Annotated in this window: 16 protein-coding genes; 8 read left to right on the forward strand and 8 right to left on the reverse strand. The window is 73.3% G+C overall.

Annotated features, from left to right (window positions below; all coding sequences use genetic code 11):
• Positions 1-276 precede the first annotated feature (276 nt).
• Together ACQPYE_RS31710 and ACQPYE_RS31715 are read left to right on the forward strand one after the other, a co-directional pair.
• Positions 277-2,031, forward strand: coding sequence for an HSP90 family protein (locus tag ACQPYE_RS31710; RefSeq protein WP_498716676.1), 1,755 nt, complete (start codon positions 277-279; stop codon positions 2,029-2,031).
• Positions 2,028-4,829, forward strand: coding sequence for a hypothetical protein (locus ACQPYE_RS31715; protein ID WP_498716678.1), 2,802 nt, complete (start codon positions 2,028-2,030; stop codon positions 4,827-4,829). The genes ACQPYE_RS31710 and ACQPYE_RS31715 overlap by 4 nt, the downstream gene beginning before the upstream one ends.
• A gap of 83 nt (positions 4,830-4,912) precedes the next feature.
• Here ACQPYE_RS31715 and ACQPYE_RS31720 read toward each other — a convergent pair whose 3' ends face one another.
• From ACQPYE_RS31720 to infC, 4 genes are all read right to left on the reverse strand, one after another.
• Positions 4,913-5,761: a TrmH family RNA methyltransferase gene (locus ACQPYE_RS31720; RefSeq protein ID WP_498723025.1), complete on the reverse strand. Its 849-nt coding sequence runs from the start codon at positions 5,759-5,761 to the stop codon at positions 4,913-4,915.
• A complete protein-coding gene (rplT, locus tag ACQPYE_RS31725) occupies positions 5,758-6,147 on the reverse strand; it encodes a 50S ribosomal protein L20 (protein ID WP_053722437.1) in 390 nt (129 codons plus the stop codon). The genes ACQPYE_RS31720 and rplT overlap by 4 nt, the downstream gene beginning before the upstream one ends.
• Before the next feature lie 97 nt (positions 6,148-6,244).
• On the reverse strand, positions 6,245-6,439 hold the full coding sequence (gene rpmI / locus ACQPYE_RS31730) for a 50S ribosomal protein L35 (protein ID WP_123746324.1): 195 nt from the start codon (positions 6,437-6,439) through the stop codon (positions 6,245-6,247).
• A 73-nt stretch (positions 6,440-6,512) separates the two neighbouring features.
• A complete protein-coding gene (gene infC / locus ACQPYE_RS31735; protein ID WP_053722439.1) occupies positions 6,513-7,118 on the reverse strand; it encodes a translation initiation factor IF-3 in 606 nt (201 codons plus the stop codon).
• 267 nt (positions 7,119-7,385) lie between these two features.
• On the opposite strand from infC, the gene ACQPYE_RS31740 reads away from it, so the two are divergent.
• Both ACQPYE_RS31740 and ACQPYE_RS31745 read left to right on the forward strand, forming a co-directional pair.
• Positions 7,386-7,736, forward strand: a complete 351-nt coding sequence (locus ACQPYE_RS31740) for a DUF1844 domain-containing protein (RefSeq protein WP_053722440.1) — start codon at positions 7,386-7,388, stop codon at positions 7,734-7,736.
• 228 nt (positions 7,737-7,964) lie between these two features.
• Positions 7,965-9,494, forward strand: a complete 1,530-nt coding sequence (locus ACQPYE_RS31745; RefSeq protein WP_498716679.1) for a S8 family peptidase — start codon at positions 7,965-7,967, stop codon at positions 9,492-9,494.
• 37 nt (positions 9,495-9,531) lie between these two features.
• Here ACQPYE_RS31745 and ACQPYE_RS31750 read toward each other — a convergent pair whose 3' ends face one another.
• Positions 9,532-10,128, reverse strand: a complete 597-nt coding sequence (locus ACQPYE_RS31750; RefSeq protein WP_498716680.1) for a hypothetical protein — start codon at positions 10,126-10,128, stop codon at positions 9,532-9,534.
• A 107-nt stretch (positions 10,129-10,235) separates the two neighbouring features.
• Here ACQPYE_RS31750 and ACQPYE_RS31755 point away from each other — a divergent pair, with 107 nt between their 5' ends.
• Positions 10,236-12,527 carry an ATP-binding protein gene (locus ACQPYE_RS31755; protein ID WP_498723026.1) on the forward strand — a complete coding sequence of 764 codons (2,292 nt, stop codon included), beginning with the start codon at positions 10,236-10,238 and terminating at the stop codon, positions 12,525-12,527.
• 136 nt (positions 12,528-12,663) lie between these two features.
• Here ACQPYE_RS31755 and ACQPYE_RS31760 read toward each other — a convergent pair whose 3' ends face one another.
• The 3 genes from ACQPYE_RS31760 to ACQPYE_RS31770 form a co-directional block, all read right to left on the reverse strand.
• Positions 12,664-13,047: a RidA family protein gene (locus ACQPYE_RS31760; RefSeq protein WP_498716681.1), complete on the reverse strand. Its 384-nt coding sequence runs from the start codon at positions 13,045-13,047 to the stop codon at positions 12,664-12,666.
• A 74-nt stretch (positions 13,048-13,121) separates the two neighbouring features.
• Entirely contained in the window at positions 13,122-13,871 is a 750-nt protein-coding gene (locus tag ACQPYE_RS31765) for an IclR family transcriptional regulator (RefSeq protein WP_498716683.1), read from the reverse strand.
• Positions 13,868-14,836: a sugar kinase gene (locus ACQPYE_RS31770; protein ID WP_498716684.1), complete on the reverse strand. Its 969-nt coding sequence runs from the start codon at positions 14,834-14,836 to the stop codon at positions 13,868-13,870. The genes ACQPYE_RS31765 and ACQPYE_RS31770 overlap by 4 nt, the downstream gene beginning before the upstream one ends.
• A 118-nt stretch (positions 14,837-14,954) precedes the next feature.
• Between ACQPYE_RS31770 and ACQPYE_RS31775 the strand changes: the two genes are divergently transcribed.
• Genes ACQPYE_RS31775 through ACQPYE_RS31785 form a run of 3 tightly spaced genes read left to right on the forward strand, consistent with a single transcriptional unit; the run spans position 14,955 to position 19,214 of the window.
• On the forward strand, positions 14,955-16,220 hold the full coding sequence (locus ACQPYE_RS31775; RefSeq protein WP_498716685.1) for an amino acid deaminase: 1,266 nt from the start codon (positions 14,955-14,957) through the stop codon (positions 16,218-16,220).
• Positions 16,221-16,233: 13 nt separating this feature from the next.
• Positions 16,234-17,823 carry an N-acyl-D-amino-acid deacylase family protein gene (locus tag ACQPYE_RS31780; RefSeq protein WP_498716686.1) on the forward strand — a complete coding sequence of 530 codons (1,590 nt, stop codon included), beginning with the start codon at positions 16,234-16,236 and terminating at the stop codon, positions 17,821-17,823.
• The gene (locus ACQPYE_RS31785) at positions 17,820-19,214 is read left to right on the forward strand and encodes a GntP family permease (RefSeq protein WP_498716687.1); all 1,395 of its coding nucleotides are present in this window, start codon (positions 17,820-17,822) and stop codon (positions 19,212-19,214) included. The genes ACQPYE_RS31780 and ACQPYE_RS31785 overlap by 4 nt, the downstream gene beginning before the upstream one ends.
• Positions 19,215-19,287 lie beyond the last annotated feature (73 nt).

The following is a 19,287-nucleotide window of genomic DNA, read 5'->3' on the forward strand; positions in this document are numbered from 1 at the left end:
CCGGATGGAGGCCAGGCGCGGCCGGGATCCTCTAACCGGGCGCCGCCGAGGGGAGCGCTCGGGCGCGCTGCCCGGGCACTTGTTCCGGGGTCTTGCCGTCCGGCCACGCGAGAAGCGGCTTCCGCCCGGCCGGAACTGTCGGTGGGTCGTGGCACTCTTGACCACGCGAGCAGGACCCCGGCGGGCGATCAGCGGAAAACCGGGTCACAAGCCGCCGGCACGCCCTTAGAATCTCGTCCCTCCCCCGTGACCTGACCCGAGGTGAACTCCAGTCCCATGGCACACACCTTCGGTGTCGACCTGCGCGGGATCATCGACCTGCTCAGCCACCACCTCTACAGCAGCCCCCGCGTGTACGCGCGCGAGCTCCTGCAGAACGCGGTGGACGCGATCACCGCCCGCCGCGCGCTGCAACCGGACGCGCCGGGCGAGGTCGTGATCGAGCCGGTCGGGTCCTCCGGCGGCACCCTCCGCATCACCGACACCGGCATCGGCCTCACCGAGCGCGAGGTGCACGACCTGCTGTCCACGCTCGGCCGCACGTCCAAGCGCGACGACCTGGGCTTCGCCCGCCAGGGCTTCCTCGGCCAGTTCGGCGTCGGCCTGCTGTCGGCGTTCCTGGTCGCCGAGCGCATCCGGCTCGTCAGCCGCTCGGTCAAGGGCGGGCCCGCGGTGCGGTGGACGGCCGACGCGGCGGGCAACTACGAGGTGGAGGTCGACGACTCGGCGCGCGCCGAGATCGGCACCACCATCGAACTCGTGCCCCACCGCGACTCCGAGCACTGGCTGGAGCACGACGTGGTGAAGGCGCTCGTCACCGAGTACGGCGCGCTGCTGCCGGTCACGGTCCGGGTCGGCGACGAGGTCGTCACGCACGGCGAGCTGCCGTGGGTGGAGGACGCCCTGGCCTACGGCGAGGAGGTGCTCGGCGTGGCCCCGTTCGACGCGATCCCGGTCGAGGTGCCGACGGTGGGCCTCAAGGGCGTCGCGTACGTGCTGCCGCGCGGCGTGCACCCCGGCGCCCGCCAGTCCCACCGCGTGTACCTGAAGCGGATGCTCGTCGGCGACTCCATCGAGGGCCTGCTGCCGGAGTGGGCGTACTTCGTGCGCTGCGTGGTCGACTCGACGTCGCTGCGGCCGACCGCGAGCCGCGAGTCGCTCTACCAGGACGAGACGCTGCTCGCCGTGCGCGAGGAGCTGGGCCGCCAGGTCCGCGACTGGCTGGTCCGGCTCGACGCGACCGACCCCGACCGCACCCGCGCCCTGCTCGACGCCCACCACCTGGGCATCAAGTCGCTGGCCAGGGTGGACGACGAGATGCTGCGGCTGGTCGAGCGGTGGCTGCCGTTCGAGACCACCGACGGCCCGCAGTCGCTGCGCCAGTTCCGCCGCAAGCACGGCGTCGTCGCGCACGTGCCGGACGTGGACGAGTTCCGCCAGCTCGCGCCGGTCGCGCACGCGCAGGGCATGGGCCTGGTCAACGCGGGCTACGCCTACGACGCGGAGATCATGGACCGGCTGGTCGCCCTGGACGGCCCCACCGCCGCGCGCCGGGTCGCGCCGAGCGAGGTGCTGGCCGCGCTGGGCGACCCGGACGCCGAGCTGGAGCGCGCGTTGCGCGAGCGGCTCACCACGGCCAAGGACGTGCTGGAGCGGCACGACTGCGAGGCCGTGCCGCGCGACTTCGACCCCGGCTCGCTGCCCGCGCTGCTGGTCACGAACGTGGAGGCCGAGCGCAAGCGGGACGCGCGGCTGGTCGGCGAGCAGGCCGACCCGCTGTGGGCGGAACTGCTGGGCAGCCTGGTCGAGTCGACGTCGGACGCGGCGCAGCGGCTCGTGCTCAACTGCCGCAACCCGCTGGTGCGGCGGCTGGCGCAGCTGACCGACCCGGCGCTGGTGGAGCTGACCGTGGAGTCGCTGTACGTGCACGCGCTGCTGCAGGCACGCCGTCCGATGCGCCCGAAGGACACCGCGGCGCTGAACCGCTCGTTCCTGGAACTGCTGGACCGCGCTGTGGGGGATCACCCGTGAACGAGGACAAGGACGCCGCCGAGCGGCAGTTCGTCGAGGCCTACCACATGCCGGAGGGCATGGCGCGGCACGAGGCGCTGGAGCGCGCGGCCCGGTCCGCCGACGCCCTCGACCACCTGCCGCTGGCCGTGAGCTGCCGGATCGCGCTGATCCGCTCCGCCTACGACCTGGGCCGCTACGACCTGATGCTGGCGCCGTTCGCCTGGTGCGGCACGGCCGAGCAGCGCGACCCCACGTCGTTCGACGAGTGGGAGACGCACAGCTACGACTGGGCGCACAAGTGGATCGTCAGCGGCCTGATCGCGGACCCGCGGTTCACGCTGGCGCAGATCGGCTCGTTCGTCGACCAGCTCGCCGAGCGCTACCAGCGGCTCGGGTACTCGATGCAGCCGGTGCACGGCGCGCGGGCCGACCTCGCCGCGCACATCGGCGACGACGAGGCGTACCGGGAGCACTTCGCGAAGTACCTGGCGATGGATCGCGGCCCGATGAGCGACTGCGAGGCGTGCGTCATCGAGGAGCAGGCCGGGCACCTGATCCGGCAGGGCAGGCACGCCGAGGCCGTCGCGCACGCCGAGCACCAGCTGGAGCAGGACACCGGCTGCGCGACCCAGCCGCAGGGCATCCTGACCACGTTGACGCCCGCGTTCGTGGCGCTCGGCGACGTCGACCGGGCCCGGCAGGCGCACGTGGTGGCGTACCGGCTGGTGCGCGACGACCTGGTCGGCGGCTACCTGGACGACCACCTGGAGTTCTGCGCGACGTCGGGCAACGTGCGGCGCGGGGTGGAGCTGCTGCGCGGCCACCTGCACCGGGTGCACCACTCGACCAGCCCGTCACGGGCCATGCACTTCGCCGCCGGCGCGGCGCTGCTGCTCGGCCGGGTGTCCCCGGACGAGGAGTTCGCCGTGCCGCGCGACGGGCGGACGACCGTGCTGACCGCGCCGGAGCTGCGCGAGCTGCTCCAGGCGCAGGCGCTGGAGATCGCGGCCAGGTTCGACCAGCGCAACGGCAGTGCCGCGGTGAGCACCCGCGTCCGGCGGACGCTGGCCGCCGAGGACACGATCCCGGTGGCGCTGGCCGTGCCGATCGCGTCCACGCCCGCTCCCGCCGCGGACGAGGAAGACCCGGTGGCCGTCGCCGACCCGGTCGAGCTGGCGCAGCGGTTGTGCGACGCGTTCGACGGCGGCGAGTTCGTCACCGGCATGCGGTTGCTGCGGTCGTTGCCGGAGGACCTGGACCCGTTGCTGCCCGAGACCCTGGGCGCGCTGGTCGCGGCCCGGCGGGCGATCGTCAGCGCGCACGTGCGGCCGAAGGAGGAGGTGCTGGCCGAGCTGGACGCGGCGGTCGAGCGGCTGGCCGCGTGCGGCGAGCACGACCTGGCCAACCGGTTCCGGGCGCGGGGCGCGGGGCTGCGCGCCGAGGAGGACGGGCCGGCCGAGTCCATCGCGGTGGCGCGCACGTGCCTGGCCGAGGCGGAGGTCGCGGGCACCCCGTACACGCGGGTGCTGACCCGGCTGCTGCTCGCGGACCTGCTGGCGGACGAGGACGAGACCGACGAGCCGGCGGCGTTGACCGCCGAGGCGTTGGAGCTGGCCCGGGCCGAGGTCCCGGAGCTGGTGTCGCGGGCGCGGTGCGACCGGGCCCAGCACCTGGCCACCGTGGGTCGGCTGGACGAGGCGCGCGCCGAGGTCGTGGACGTGCTGTCGGACGCGCCGTCGGCGTCGGTGCGGTTCGACGCGCTGCGCCTGCTGCTGAAGGTCCAGACCGTGCGCGGTGACGAGGAGGCGGTGCGGGTGGCCGCCGAGTTCGTCGGCGCGTTCAGCACGCCGCGCGGACCGTGGACGGCCGAGGCGCACCGCCAGCGGGTGGCGTCGGTCGAACGGCTGGGCCTGGAGGCCGAGCACCTGGCGGAACTGCGTGACGCGGTCGCGATCGGGCACGAGGTCGGCGTGCCGGACGACGTGGCGAAGGCGTGCTACGCCCTGGCCGGCGGCTACCTGAAGGCGGGCCGGTTCGTCGAGGCGGCCGAAGCCCTGGAAGAAGCCGTGCGCGTGATCGACGGCGGCGACGTGGACCCGGACGTCGTCGTCCCCGTCCGCTACCGGCTGGGCCAGGTGTGCGCCCGGCTGGACGAGATCGAGGCCGCCCGGCGGCACCTGGAGGTGGCCCTGGGCCTGGTGCCCGCCGACGAGCCGTGGCGGCGGGCCATGGTCCTGGACGTCCTGGCCGGTGTCCTGCGCCGCCTGGACCTGCCGCTGGAGGCCGCGTCCGCCTACCAGGGCGCCGCGGCGGCGTGGCAGGAGGTGTCGGAGCCGGCCGAAGCCGCCGGTTCCCTGGTCGAAGCCGCCGCCGTGCTGCCGAACGAGGAAGCCGCCGAGTGCGTCACCACCCTGACCGAGGCGGAACGGCTCCTGCCCGCCGTGGAGGACCCCGACCACCGCACCCACCTGACCGCCAGGATCGCCGCGATCCGGGCGTTCCTGCACGTCCAGGCGGGTGAGCACGCGGCGGCGATCGAGCAGAACGGCATCGCCGAGGAACTGGCCGCCCAGCTGGGTGACCTGGACTGGCAGACGTTCCTGGTGGCCCGGGGCGCCAGGTTCCTCCTGGACTCGGGCGACCAGGTCAACGCCGAAGCCGAAGCCCGCCGCGCGGGGGGCCTGATCAACGACGAGACCCCGCCGCAGATCCTCGGCGACATCGCGAACGTCCTCGAAGAAGCCCTGCGGACCCAGGCCAGACCGACCTCTGGCGACCCTCTGCTCCGCAGCCTGACCAGCCGCCTGGACCCGTGACCACCCGGCGTGCTGACCACCGGAACCGCTGGTCAGCACGTCGTCACGGCCCTGGTGCTCGCCGGACCGCCGCGGCCCGTGCCTCAGGCGCGCTGGGCGCGAGCGGATGCGTAGAGGCACACCGCGGCGGCGGTCGCGAGGTTGAGGCTCTCCGCCCCGCCGTAGATCGGCACCTTCAGCGAAGCGTCCAAGCCCGCCACGACCTCGTCCGGCAGCCCGTGCGCCTCGCTGCCGAACACCCACCCCGTCGACACCGCGAGGTCACCGCGCAGGTCGGCCGTCACCAGGTCCTCCGGCGCGTACCCGTCCGCCGCGACCAGCCGCAGCCCCGCGTCCCGGCACGCCGCGAACGCCTCGTCCGCGTCCCGCACCCGCGCGATCGGCAGGTGGAACACGCTGCCCGTGGACGCACGCACGCACTTGCCGTTGTGCGGGTCGACCGCGTCGCCCGCGAAGATCACCGCGTCGGCGCCCGCCGCGTCCGCCACGCGCACCACCGTGCCCGCGTTGCCCGGGTCCGCCACGCCGTGCAGCACGGCCACCAGCCGAACGCCCGGCGTGAGCGCCTCCGCCACCGGCACGTCGACCAGCGAGCACACGGCCACGACGCCCTGCGGCGTCACGGTCTCCGACAGCGCGGCGGCGGCCTTGTCGGTCACGGCGCTCACCGGCACACCGGCGTCGACCGCGGCCCGCACCAGCGAACGGTTGCGGGCGCCGGCGTCGGCGGTCACGAAGAGTTCGTGCACCCGGCCGCGCCCGGCCGCCGCCCAGGCCAGGGCCTCGCGCACGGCCTGCGCGCCCTCGGCCAGGAAGCGTTCGGCGCGGTCGCGGCCGGAACGCCTGGTCAGCCGCTTAGCGGCAACGACCCGGGGCGTCCGTTCGGTGAACGGAGCATCCCCGGGTCGTGGTGCGCGATCGTCCGCGCTCAGGCCTTGTCCTCGACGGGCGCGTTCACGTCGCTCGGCAGGGCGGCGCGAGCGGCCTCGACCAGCGCGGTGAACGCGCCGGGGTCGCTGACGGCCAGCTCGGCGAGGATCTTGCGGTCCACCTCGATGCCGGCGAGCCGCATGCCCTGGATGAAGCGGTTGTACGTCATGCCGTTGGCGCGGACACCGGCGTTGATGCGCTGGATCCACAGCTTCCGGAAGTCACCCTTGCGGGCGCGGCGGTCCCGGTAGGCGTAGTTGAGCGAGTGGAGCACCTGCTCCTTGGCCTTGCGGTACAGCCTCGAACGCTGGCCGCGGTAGCCGCTGGCGAGCTCAAGGGTGGTACGGCGCTTCTTCTGGGCGTTCACTGCCCTTTTGACGCGTGCCACGGGTCCATCCTGTCGATCTCGTGGGGTCGGTGGGGGCCGACCCCGGTGTTCAAGGGGGTGAAGGTCTGGCCTCGGAGGCCCGGACGGCCTCGGACGCTCAGAGGCCGAGCAGCTTCTTCAGCCGCGGCACGTCGTTCTTCGCGACCTCGGTCGTGCCGGCGAGACGGCGCGTCAGCTTGCTGGACTTCTTCTCCAGCAGGTGGCGCTTGCCGGCCTTCTCGCGGACGAGCTTGCCGCTGCCGGTGACCTTCACGCGCTTGGAGGTCCCGCTGTGGCTCTTGTTCTTGGGCATTTCCGTCCTCAGTCTCGTGCAGCCACCGGGGGTGGGGGCGGCCATGCTTGCTCCCGGCCCGGAGGCCGGGAGATCACTCTTCGACAGACTCGTCCGTCGCCTCGTCGGCGCCGTCGTTCCTGATCGGACGGGTCTTCGTGGTCTTGTGCGGCGCCAACACCATGATCATGTTGCGGCCGTCCTGCTTCGGGTTCGACTCGACGAACCCCAGCTCCGCGACGTCCTCGGCGAGCCGCTGCAGCAGTCGGTAACCCAGTTCCGGCCGGGACTGCTCGCGGCCGCGGAACATGATGGTCACCTTGACCTTGTTCCCGTGCGACAGGAAGCGGGCCACGTGGCCCTTCTTCGTCAGGTAGTCGTGCGGGTCGATCTTCGGCCGGAGCTTCTGCTCCTTGATGACCGTCAGCTGCTGGTTGCGGCGCGATTCACGGGCCTTCTGCGCGCTCTCGTACTTGAACTTGCCGTAGTCCATGAGCTTGCAGACCGGCGGCCGAGCCTGTGCGGCGACCTCGACGAGGTCGAGATCCGATTCCTGGGCGAGTCGGAGCGCGTCCTCGATGCGAACGATCCCGACCTGCTCGCCGTTCGGCCCGACCAGACGAACCTCGGGCACGCGGATGCGGTCGTTGATGCGCGGCTCGGTGCTCACCGGAGCACCTCGGTTCGAGGGACTTGTCATTCACGTCCTTTGTGACTCGTTGTGCGCCAAAGACAAGAGGCCCCACACCTGCCCGGTGTGAGGCCCGCTTCCTACCGATCGCACAACGAAGGGCGCAGTCGACCCCTCGATGGACCGGACCCGGCCACCTGCACGAAGCGGCAGACTCGGGTGGGAGCGGGGCTCCACTTGCCGTCCCCACAGGTGCGGGGACTGGTCGCGCGGAGAATAGTAGCAGATGGCCTTGTCAACCCCCGAATCGGCGACCGGTCGGGGGCGGTTGCGAGAATGGCTCCCGTGACCGACCTGCCTTCGAACAACGTCCGCGACCTGTCCGATGTTCCCAGCGTCGAGGTGATCAGCAAGGCGGCGATCATGCTGCTCTCCTCCGCCGCCGAACGCCTCGGCCTGGCCGACGAAGACCCCGAGCACAGCCCGCGCCGCGACCTCGACGAGGCGCGCCGCCTGATCACCGCGCTGGCCGGCCTGGTCACCGCGTCCGCCGAGTACCTGGGCCCGCACGCCGGGCCGTTGCGCGAGGGGTTGCAGTCCGTGCAACGGGCGTTCCGCGAGGCGTCGGCGTACCCGGACGAGCCGGGCCAGGGCCCGGGCGAGAAGTACACCGGCCCCGTGTACTGAGCGTCGACGTGCCGAGCGTTCAACTCGGGGGTCCTGAACGTAGGACACGCGTGTTCCGAACGTAGGACACGCGTGTCCTGGGCGTAGGACTCTCGGGGCCGAAGGGTTGGCGGGTGGCGCCGAAGGGGCGGGGCGCGAGGTCTGGAGGAGTGGCGCGCGGGCGTGCCAGGGTCGAAGGGGTTCGCGCGAACTCCTGATCCTCGACCCCTGCACGAGGGAGAACCCGACATGGGAGAGTTCCGCGCGCCCTGGATCCGATTGGTCCGAGCGGTCGGCGTCGGTGCGTCGGCGGTGCTGGTGGCGGCGTTGGCGATGACGCCGGCGCAGGCCGCCGAGCCGCAGATCCGCGACGCCGGCGGCCCGACGGCCGTTCCGGGCAGCTACATCGTGGTGGTGAAGGACGGCGCCGGCGCGGACGCGGCGGCGGCGAGGGTGGGCGCCCGCGTCACCCACCGCTACCGGTCCGCGTTGAACGGTTTCGCCGCGGCCATGAGCGAGGGGGCGGCCAAGCGGTTGGCGGCCGACCCGGCGGTGGCCTACGTCGCCCAGGACCAGCGGGTGGACGCCCTGGCCGACCAGCCGAACCCGCCGTCGTGGGGCTTGGACCGCGTGGACCAGCGCGACCTGCCCCTCAACGCGAACTACGGCTACGCGACCACGGGGGGCAACGTGCACGCCTACATCATCGACACCGGCATCCGCACGACGCACGCGGACTTCGGCGGTCGGGCCAGCTTCGACGCCAACACCACCGGTGACGGCAACAACACGGACTGCAACGGTCACGGCACGCACGTGGCGGGCACGGTCGGCGGCGCGGCGCACGGTGTGGCGAAGGCCGTCCGGCTGCACGGCGTGAAGGTGCTCTCGTGCTCCGGTTCGGGCACGATCGCGGGCGTCGTGGCGGGTGTGGACTGGGTGACGGCGAACGCGCAGAAGCCGGCCGTGGCGAACATGAGCCTCGGCGGCGGCGCGAACGACACGCTGGACGCGGCCGTGCGCCGGTCCATCGCGTCGGGTGTCACGTACGCCGTGGCGTCCGGCAACTCGAACGCCGACGCGTGCTCGTACTCACCCGCACGGGTGGCGGAGGCGATCACGGTCAACGCCTCGGACAGCGCCGACACGAGGGCGACGTTCTCGAACTGGGGCACGTGCTCGGACGTGTTCGCGCCGGGCGTGGGCATCACGTCGGCGTGGAGCACGAGCGACACCGCCACGAACACGATCAGCGGGACGTCGATGGCGTCGCCGCACGTCGCGGGCGCCGCCGCGCTGGTCCTGGCGGGCAGCCCGGGCGCGTCGCCGCAGCAGGTGCGGGACGCCCTGGTGTCCGCCGCGACGCCGAACAAGGTGGGCAACCCGGGCACGGGTTCGCCGAACGCGCTGCTGTTCACCGGTTCGGCGCCGCCGCCGCAGCCGGGCGCCGACACGCTGGCGCGCGGCGAGAGCTTGCAGGCGGGTCAGGCCAAGGTGTCGCAGGACGGCCGGTTCACGCTGGTCATGCAGGGTGACGGCAACCTGGTGCTGTACACGGCGGCCGGTCAGGCGCTGTGGCACACGAACACGCACGGCACGGGCGCGGCGTACGTGGTCCTCCAGCACGACGGCAACCTGGTGATCTACACGGCGGCCGGTCAGCCGGTGTGGCACACGAGCACGCACGGCACGGCGGCCGACCGGTTGATCGTGCAGAACGACTCGAACGTGGTGCTCTACGGTCCGACGGGCCAGGTCTTCTGGCACCGCCTGGCCTGATCGCGGCGTGACGCCGGGGTCGGGGACGGCCCCGGCGTCACGGCCGGACCCCGCTGGCCCGCAGCCGCCGGGCGGCCAGCGCCGCGATGACCTCGGGGTCCTGGCGCCGCCAGCCCTCGACCGGGTCGCCGGGGAACGTCGCCAGGTCGCGCAGCGACAGGGTGGTCAACGCGTGCAGCGCGAGCAGGTCGAGCCGGCCCTCATCGCGCAGCCGGCGTGCCACGGCGGCCCGTCGGGCGAACCGCAGCCGCAGCGGCAGCCACGTGATCAGCACGAACGCCAGCGGGATGGCGATGAGCGCGGTGGTGAGCCACAGCGCGGTGGACTCGACGGCCTGCACCTGGGCTTGGCCCGCATCGGTCAGGGTGCCGCCCGCGGACCGGCCGCGTTCCAGCGCGTCGGCCAGCCTCCCGCCGACGATGGGCACCTCGCGGGCCTTGGCGGCGGCCTCGCCGAAGGTGTCGGACAGGGTGTGCCCGGCGTCGGACAGGCCGTCGCCGGGCGCGCGCAACGCGCGGACCGCGTCGCCCACCGCCGTGGCGACCTTCACCCAGGCCCACGTCCAGGCGACCGCGAGCAGGTCGGCGAGCACTTGCCACACCAGCCGGGGTGGGCGATCCGCGTACCACTTCATGAGGTGTGGTCTTACCACCTCGGCGTTACCGATGGCCGACGTGACGGTCGTCGCCGCGACCGCGGGCCGGTGTCGCGGTGAGTGGCACTAATGTCGGAACCGTGGGGATGACGTTCGGTGAGCTGCTGCGCGCGCACCGGTTGCGGGTCCGGTTGACGCAGGAGGAGCTGGCGGAGGGTTCCGGGGTCAGCGTGCGGGCGATCAGCGACATGGAGCGCGGTCGCGCCAAGGGGCCCCAGCGGCGCACGGTGGAGGCGCTGGCCGGGGTGCTGTCGTTGGCGGAGCAGGAGATCCGGGAGTTGCTGGACGCGGCCAAGGAGGGCCGGTCGCGGCGCGTGCCGTCGCCCGTGACGCCGTCGGCGCTGCCGCCCGACGTGGCCGACCTGACGGGCCGTGAGGGCGAGTTGGCCGAGCTGGTGGAGGTGGCGGAGCGGACGCGGACGACGTCGTTGGTCGTGGTGCACGGTCCGCCGGGCGCGGGGAAGACGGCGTTGGCGGTGCGGGCGGCGTACCGGTTGGCGTCTCGTTTCGCGGACGGGTGCTTCTTCTTCAACCTGCGCGGGATGGACGTGCGGCCGGTGCACCCGTCGGAGGTCGTGCACCGGATGTTGCTGGCGCTGGGTGTGCCGGAGAAGGAGGTCCCGGCGGGCGAGGCGGAGCGCTCGGACCTGTACCGGGCGCGGCTGCGGGACCGGTCGACGTTGTTGGTGCTGGACAACGCGTCGGACGAGGCGCAGGTGCGGCCGTTGTTGGCAACGGGGTCGGGGTCGTTGGTGCTGGTGACGTCGCGGTTGGTGCTGGGCGGGTTGGAGGCGGGCCGGCGGCTGGGGTTGGACGTGCTGGACCCGGGTGAGTCGTTCGAGCTGCTCGGCGCGATCGCCGGGCGGGCGAGGGTGGGCGCGGAGCCGGTGGCGACGGCGCGGGTGGCGAAGTTGTGCGGTCACCTGCCGCTGGCGCTGCGGATCGCGGGCAACCGGCTGGCGAGCCGTCCGAAGTGGACGATCGGGCACCTGGCCGGGCAGCTGGTGGACGAACGGCGGCGGTTGTCCGCGTTGACGGCGGGTGACCTCCAGGTGCGGACGGCGTTCGAGATGTCCTACCGGCAGCTGGGCGCGAAGGCGGCGGTGCTGTTCCGGCGGTTGTCGCTGGCGCCGGGCGCGGACTTCGGGCCGGACCTGGCCGCGGTGCTGGCGGACGTGGACCGGTTCGCCGCCGAGGACACGTTGGAGGAGTTGGTGGACATGAGCCTGCTGGACACCGCGGAGGTGCCCGGCCGGTACGTGTTCCACGACCTGATCCGGGTGTTCGCCGGTGAACGGCTCCTCGACGAGGAGCCGGCGCCGGTGGTGCGGCAGGCGCGGCGGCGGATGGCGGACTGGCTGCTGGGCACGGCGGTGGCGGCGGCCGGGTTCTTCGGCCCGGACGCGCGCACGACGCCGTCGGGGCCGTTGGGCAGCCAGGAGGACGCGGACGCGTGGTTGACCGCGGAGACCGCGAACTGGTTGGGCGCGCTGCGGTGGGCGGGTGCGAACGGGTTGCCCGCGGAGGTGTTGCGGCTGGCCACCGCGATGCACTGGTACTCGGACCAGCGGGGGCGGGCCGAGACGTGGGTCGAGGTGTTCACCGCCGGGGTGGCGGCGGCGCGGGCGCTGGGCAGCGTGCGCGACGAGGCCGTGCAGCTGAACTTCCTGACGTGGACGCTGTCGGTGCTGATGCGCCGGTACCCGGAGGCGTTGGCGTTGCACGACGAGGCGTGGCGGGCGTCGGTGGCGGCGGGCGACGTGACGGAGCAGGGCTGGGCCGTGCACTACCGGTCGGTGTCGGAGCTGCGGACGGGGCGGTTGGAGGAGGCGCAGGTCAGCGCGCGGCGGGCGCAGGAGCTGTTCCGGCTGGCCGGGTACCCGTTGGGCGAGCAGATCTCGTTGTCGTGCCTGGCGCTGGTGCTCGACGGGTTGGCGCGGCACGAGGAGGCGGTGCGGGTGCACCGGGAGCTGCTGGCGAACGTGCGGGCGGGGAGGCTGGAGCTGGCGCCGGTGATGGCGGCCGAGATGTCGGCGACGCTGCTGGTGCGCACGGCGGACAGCCTGAGCCGGTTGGCGCGGTGGCCGGAGGTGCTGGCGGCAGCGGACGAGGCGTTGGCGCTGCTGCGCGCGGCGACCGCGCCGCCGAGCCTGTGCGACGCCCACTACCTGCGCGGGGTGGCGTTGCACCGGCTCGGCGACCCGGGGGGCGCGCGGGTGGAGCTGACGCGGGCGGCGGCGTTGGCCGCCGAGCACCGGCACCACCGGCTGGCGGTGGTGCTGGGCGCGTTGGCCGAGGTCCACGAGGCCCTGGGCGACCCGGTCGGGGCTGGGGTGTCCCGCGACCGGGCCGCGGCCGTGGAGTCAGCCGATCGGTGATGCGTTCCTAGCCATCGCCGGGTCCTTCCATGACGTGCTCTCGGGGGTGTACCCAGTCAATCCCCCGCGCGAGCCCGGCACCACGCAGAACAACCGGCAGAAGTACGCGTCGTCCCCCGTCCGGGTGGCGGTGGGGTTACTCGACCACGGCCAGCGCGTCGATCTCGACCAGCAGCTCGCCGGGCAGGCCGACGTAGACGGTAGTGCGCGCGGGGAACGGCTGTTCGGTGACGAACTCGCCGTAGGCGGCGTTCATCTCGGCGAAGTGGGCGGTGTCGGTGAGGTAGACGCGCAGCATCACCACGTCGGCGAGGGTGGCGCCGCCGGCGGCCAGCACGGCGATCACGTTGCGCATCGCCTGCCGGGTCTGCTCGGCCACGGTGTCGCCGACGACGGCGCCGGTGGCCGGGTCGAACGCGACCTGGCCCGCCACCTGGAGCACGGGGCCCTTGCGGACGCCCTGGGAGAACGCGGCCACGGGGGTGGGCGCGTCGGCGGTCCTGATCTCGGTCTTCGCCATGGGTTGTGCGTTTCCTCTCTGGTGGTTTCGCCAGTCGCGCCCCGGCGATGTGCCGGCCGCGCTCTGGTGGGACGTCAGTCGCGCGGCGACCAGCCGCACTCCACGGAGGCGGCCTGCGCGGTGGCGAGCAGGTCGGGCAGGTGGCCGAGCAGCCCGTCGAAGTCCAGCAGCACCTTGGGCACGGACATCGACACGGCCGCGACGACCTCGCCGCGGGCGCCGCGGACGGGCGCGGCGACGCAGTGGATGAAGTCCTCGTGCTCGGCGTTGTCGACCGCGTAGCCGGCGGCGCGGACGCGGTCGAGCTCGGCCAGGTAGGCGTCCGGCGTGGTGATGGTGTTCGCGGTGAGCGGCACGTAGTCGATGGACCGGGCGACCTCGCGGCGGCGCGGCTCGGGCAGGTCCGACAGCAGCACCTTGGCCACGGCGGTGCAGTGCAGCGGCGCCCGCCTGCCGACGCGCGAGTACATCCGCATGGGGTGGGTGCTGTCGTACTTGTCGATGTAGATGACCTCGCCGTCCTCGTAGGAGGCGAGGTGGACGGTGTAGCCGGTGCGGGCGTTGAGGTCGCGCAGGGCGTTCTCGGCGCTGCGCCGCACGTCGCGCTCCTCCAGCGCCCGGTTGGCCAGGTCGAACAGGGCGGTGCCCAGCCGGTAGTGGTGCACGCCCTCGCGCTGCACGAACCGGTGCGACTCCAGCGTCCGCAGCAGCCTCATGGCGGTCGACTTGTGGACCTCGATGACGCCCGACAGCTCGTCCAGCGTCTTGGGCCCGGTGGCCAGTTCCCCCACCAGGGTCAGCGCCCGGTCCAGGCTTTGGCTCATCGGCGTCTCCTCAGGTGTGCGGCGGCCCACGTGCGGGAATCGGCGTCCAGCAGTGGCGCGGTCACCGCGGGCGGCAGCGACTCGCCGACATCCTCCCTGGTGAGCAGTGCGGAGGCGGCCAGGAGGTGCCCGACGCGCAGTCGTCGGGCCGGTGGCTCGCCGGCGAGGTGCGCGGCGAGGTAGCCGGCGGCGAACGCGTCGCCCGCGCCGACGGGTTCCACCACGTCCACGCGCAGACCGGGCTGGAACGTCGAGGCGCCGCCTTCGAGCACGGTCGCGCCGCGTGCGCCGTGCTTGACCACGAGGGTCGTCGGGCCGGGCAGCAGCGCCCGCAGCCCGGCCGGGTCGTCGACGCCCCACACGGCGTGCGCCTCGTCGGAGCCGGCGAGCACGATGTCGGCGGCGTCGGCGAGGTCCCGCAGCACGGACGGGTCGCGGTCGTGCCACAGCGCGGGCCGCCAGTTCAGGTCGAACGACACGGGCGCGGCGCGCGGTCGGCGCAGGACGGCCCGCAGCAGGTCCAGGCAGCTGTCCGAGAGCGCCGCGGTGATGCCGCTGACGTGCACCAGCGCCACGTCGTCCCAGCGCAGCCGGTCCAGCGCGGCCGGTCCCATCGCGGACGCCGCCGAGCCGCGCCGGTAGTACCGCACGGGGCTGCCCGCGGCGTCGGCCTCCTTGACGTAGAGGCCGGTCGGCCGGTCGGGGTCGACGCGCACGCCGGTGACGTCCACGCCCGCGCCGCTCACCGCGTCGAGGACCGCGCCGCCGAACGCGTCGTCGCCCACCGCGCCCACCCAGCGGCTGCGCACGCCCAGCCGGGCCAGGTGGATGGCCACGTTGGACTCGGCGCCGCCGATCGCCCGGGTCCAGGTGCGGGCCGCGCGCACCGGGCCGGGTTCGGCGGGCACCAGCACCGCCATGGTCTCGCCCAGGCACACCACGCCACCCGGCAGGTCGAACCGCATCCGGACTCCTTGCTCGACGGTGTCGGCTGATTGACGGGCGGGCGACCGAATGTTACACACTTCAACATCACATCGCGCAATAGCCGTTGCACAAGGCGCAACGTTAGGAGCGGGAGACGTGGATCTCGACGCTGTGGCCGCCATCCGCGACGAGCGGGTCGACTGGCGGTTCAAGGGCCTGCCCGCCGACGCGTTCGGCGCCACGATCGGCGACGTGGCGGCCCGCCGGCTCGACCTGTTCGCCGACGGCTTCGTCGGCCCCCTGGTCGTGCTGGACGCCGCCGCGCTGGAGCACAACCTCGCCACCATGGCCCGCTGGTGCGCCGATCGCGGCGTGCTGCTGGCGCCGCACGGCAAGACGACCATGGCCCCGCAGCTGTTCGCCCGCCAGTTGGCGCACGGCGCGTGGGGCATCACCGCGGCCAACACCAGCCAGCTGCGGGTGTACCGGGCGTTCGGGGTGGCGCGGGTGCTGCTGGCCAACCAGCTCGTGGACCCCGCCGGGCTGCGGTGGCTGGCCGCCGAACTGGCCGCCGATGACACGTTCGAGTTCACCTGTTGGGTTGATTCCGTCGCCGGGGTGGCGCGGATGACCGAGGCGCTGGGCGCGGTCGGCCACCCGGCCGGACGGCCGGTCGACGTGCTGGTCGAGCTCGGGGCGCGCGGCGGGCGGACCGGCGCGCGCGACCAGGCCACCGCGCTGGAGGTCGCCCGGGCCGCCGCCGCGAGCCCGTCGTTGCGCCTGGTCGGCGTCGGCGGCTACGAGGGCGCGCTGGCGCACGACGCGTCACCCGGGGCGCGTGCCGTCGTGGACGGTTACCTGACCTCGTTGCGCGAACTGGCGATCGCGCTGCACGACCTGTTCGACGTGGACGAGCCGATCGTCACCGCCGGTGGCAGCGCGTACTTCGACCAGGTGGCGGCGAAGCTCACCGAGCCGTGGCCGTTCCCGGTGCGGCCGGTGCTGCGCAGCGGCGCGTACATCACCCACGACGACGGGTTCTACCGCGGCATCTCCCCCTTGGGCCGCACGCCCGGCGCGCAACCGTTCCGCAGTGCGTTGCGCGCGTGGGCGCAGGTCACCTCACGGCCGCAGCCGGACCTGGCGCTGCTGACGCTGGGCAAGCGGGACGCGTCGTTCGACGAAGGTCTGCCCGAGCCGCAGGTCGTGCGCGGCCGGGACGGCGTCGAGCGCCCGTTCGCCGCCGAGGTCACCGCGCTCAACGACCAGCACGCGTTCGTGCGGCTGTCCGGCGACGACGTCGAGGTCGGCGACTGGGTCGGCCTCGGCCTGTCCCACCCCTGCACGGTGTTCGACAAGTGGCCGCTGATCCCGGTGGTCGACGGCACCACCGTGGTCGACCTGGTCCGCACCTACTTCTAGGAGGCACGACGGCGTGGACATCGTCTTCAGGGGCGCACGGGTCGTCGACGGCACCGGCGCGCCCTCCTACCGGGCGGACGTGGGCGTGCGCGACGGGCGCGTCGCCGCGATCGGCGAGCGGCTCGACGGGCGGCGGGTGGTCGACGCCGACGGCCGGGTCCTCGCGCCCGGCTTCATCGACATGCACTCCCACTCCGACCTCCAGGTGCTGGCCGAGCCGGACCACCTCGCGAAGGTCTCCCAGGGCGTGACCACCGAGGTCCTGGGACAGGACGGGCTGTCCTACGCGCCCGTGGACGACGACGTGCTGGCCGTGCTGCGCGCGCAGCTGGCCGGGTGGAACGACGACCCGCCCGGCTTCGACTGGGACTGGCGGTCGGTCGGCGAGTACCTGGACCGCCTCGACCGGGGCATCGCGGTCAACGCCGCCTACCTCGTGCCGCAGGGCACGCTGCGGATGCTGTGCGTCGGCTACGACGACCGGCCCGCCACCGACGCCGAGCTCGACCGGATGCGGGAGCTGCTGGCGCGGTCGTTGCGCGAGGGCGCGCTGGGCATGTCGTCCGGCCTGACCTACACCCCCGGCATGTACGCCGACACCGCCGAGCTGACCGAGCTGTGCCGCGTCGTCGGCGAGCACGGCGGGTACTACAGCCCGCACCACCGCAGCTACGGCGCGGGCGCGCTGGAGGCGTACGCCGAGATGGTGCGCGTGTCGCGGGACGCCGGCTGCCCGCTGCACCTCGCGCACGCCACGATGAACTTCGAGGTCAACCGGGGTCGGGCGGGCGAGCTGCTCGACCTGCTCGACCGGGCGATCGCGGCCGGCGCGGACATCACCCTCGACACCTACCCCTACCTGCCCGGCGCGACGTACCTGTCGGCGCTGCTGCCGAGCTGGGCGGGCGAGGGCGGCCCGGAGGCGACCCTGGCCAGGCTGTCCGACGCGGGCACGCGCGAGCGGATCCGGGTCGAGGTCGAGGAGACCGGGTCCGACGGCTGCCACGGCGTGCCGGTCGACTGGTCCGCCATCGAGGTCAACGGCGTGCGCGAGGCCCGCAACGCGCACCTGGTCGGGTTCTCGATCGCCGAGTCCGCGCGGCGCGCCGGACGTCCGCCGGCCGAGCTGTACTTCGACGTCCTGGTGTCCGAGCGGCTGGGCACCTCGTGCCTGATGCACGTCGGCCACGAGGATAACGTCCGCGCGATCATGCGGCACCCGGCGCACACCGGCGGCAGCGACGGCCTGCTGGTCGGCGACCGGCCGCACCCGCGCGCGTGGGGCACGTTCCCCCGCTACCTCGCCCGGTACGTGCGCGAACTGGGCGTGCTGGGGCTGGAGGAGTGCGTCGCCCACCTGACCGGGCGGGCCGCGCGGCGGCTCCGGCTGGCCGACCGGGGTCTCGTCCGCGAGGGCTGCGCGGCAGACCTCGTGCTGTTCGACCCCGACGCGATCACCGACACCGCGACGTTCGACGAGCCGCGGCAGGCCGCCGCGGGCATCACCCACGTCCTCGTCAACGGGGTGCCCGTGCTCGACGGGGGCAGGCGGACCGACGCCCTGCCCGGACGTTCCCTGCGACACCACCGGAGCCACGCGTGATCGACTGGTTGCAGCACACCACCGGAGGGCTGCTGACGCTGTCCGCGCTCAGCATCGCCCTCCTCCTGGCGATGATCATCAGGTGGAAGGTCGAGCCGTTCATCGCGCTGCTCATCGTCGGCCTGCTGGTCGCGCTCGCCGCCGGCCTGCCGGTGGAGACGCTGGTCGGCTCGGCGCAGAAGGCGTCGGAGTCCCTGGTGGAGAAGGGTTTCGGCGGCATCCTCGGGCACGTCGCCGCGATCATCGGCCTCGGCACGCTGCTCGGCTCGATCCTGGAGGCCTCCGGTGGCGCGGAGGTGCTGACCCGGTCGCTGCTGCGGGCGTTCGGCGAGAACCGCGCCCCGCTGGCCATGGGCCTGGCCGGGTTGATCTTCGGTGTGCCGGTGTTCTTCGACATCGGCATCTTCGTGCTCGCTCCCCTGGTGTACGTGGCCGCGAAGCGCAGTGGCCGGTCGATCGTGCTGTACGCGATGCCGTTGCTGGCGGGCCTGTCGGTGATGCACGCGTTCATGCCGCCGCACCCCGGGCCCGTCGCGGCGGCCGGGCTGCTCGGCGTCGAGCTCGGCTGGATCATCATCATGGCGCTGGCCGTCGCGCTGCCGGCGTGGTTCATCGGCGGCGTGCTGTTCTCCGCGTGGATGGGCAAGCGGCTGCACGTGCCCGTGCCGGAGGAGATGCTGGCCGCCGCGGCGAGGACGCGTGACGAGCAGACCAAGGGCGAGCCGCCGCTGTCGCTGGTGCTGGGCGTCATCGCGGTGCCGCTGGTGCTGATCCTGGCGGGCACGTTCGGCAGCATCCTGCTGCCCAAGGGCTCCACCGTGCTCGGCGTGTTCACGTTCTTCGGCACGCCCGCGGTGGCGTTGACGATCGCCGTGCTGCTCGCGTTCTGGCTGCTGGGTTTCCGCCGGGGCATGACGCGCTCGCAGGTGACCGAGCTGTCCGCCGCGTCGCTGCGGCCGGTGGCGATGATCCTGCTGGTGGTCGGCGCCGGCGGGTTCTTCGGCGCGGTCCTCTCCGCGACCGGTGTCGGCAAGGTGCTCGCCACGTCGTTGGCCGACGTCGGGCTGCCGGTGATCGCGCTGTCGTACGTGATCAGCTGCGGGATGCGCATCGCGCAGGGCTCGGCCACCGTCGCGATCGTGACCACGACCGGCATCGTCGCGCCCGTCGTGGCGGACCTGGACTACTCGCAGCCCCAGTTGGCGCTGCTGGTCATGTCGATCGCGGCGGGCTCGATCATCGCCTCGCACGTCAACGACGGCGGGTTCTGGATCGTGTCGCGCTACTTCGGCCTGTCGGTGAAGGAAACGCTCCAGACGTGGACCGTGCTGGAGACCATCCTGTCCGTCGTGGGCTTCACCGTGGCCGCGCTGCTGAGCCTGGTCGTCTAGCCCCCACCCCTTTCCCCCGCTCCTCCTTGCCCCCGCCATCCCTTGTTGCCCCTTGTTGCCCCTTGTTGCCCCT

Origin of the sequence: Actinosynnema sp. CA-299493, assembly GCF_050946825.1 — a bacterium.
Lineage (GTDB): Bacteria > Actinomycetota > Actinomycetes > Mycobacteriales > Pseudonocardiaceae > Actinosynnema.

What these genes read in the sequence shown, in the direction of transcription:
- ACQPYE_RS31710 (WP_498716676.1), top strand. Translation starts at nt 277, where the DNA reads ATGGCACACACCTTCGGTGTCGACCTGCGCGGGATCATCGACCTGCTC.
- rpmI (WP_123746324.1), bottom strand. Translation starts at nt 6,439, where the DNA reads ATGCCCAAGAACAAGAGCCACAGCGGGACCTCCAAGCGCGTGAAGGTC.
- infC (WP_053722439.1), bottom strand. Translation starts at nt 7,118, where the DNA reads ATGACAAGTCCCTCGAACCGAGGTGCTCCGGTGAGCACCGAGCCGCGC.
- ACQPYE_RS31740 (WP_053722440.1), top strand. Translation starts at nt 7,386, where the DNA reads ATGGCTCCCGTGACCGACCTGCCTTCGAACAACGTCCGCGACCTGTCC.
- ACQPYE_RS31745 (WP_498716679.1), top strand. Translation starts at nt 7,965, where the DNA reads ATGGGAGAGTTCCGCGCGCCCTGGATCCGATTGGTCCGAGCGGTCGGC.
- ACQPYE_RS31750 (WP_498716680.1), bottom strand. Translation starts at nt 10,128, where the DNA reads ATGAAGTGGTACGCGGATCGCCCACCCCGGCTGGTGTGGCAAGTGCTC.
- ACQPYE_RS31755 (WP_498723026.1), top strand. Translation starts at nt 10,236, where the DNA reads ATGACGTTCGGTGAGCTGCTGCGCGCGCACCGGTTGCGGGTCCGGTTG.
- ACQPYE_RS31760 (WP_498716681.1), bottom strand. Translation starts at nt 13,047, where the DNA reads ATGGCGAAGACCGAGATCAGGACCGCCGACGCGCCCACCCCCGTGGCC.
- ACQPYE_RS31765 (WP_498716683.1), bottom strand. Translation starts at nt 13,871, where the DNA reads ATGAGCCAAAGCCTGGACCGGGCGCTGACCCTGGTGGGGGAACTGGCC.
- ACQPYE_RS31770 (WP_498716684.1), bottom strand. Translation starts at nt 14,836, where the DNA reads ATGCGGTTCGACCTGCCGGGTGGCGTGGTGTGCCTGGGCGAGACCATG.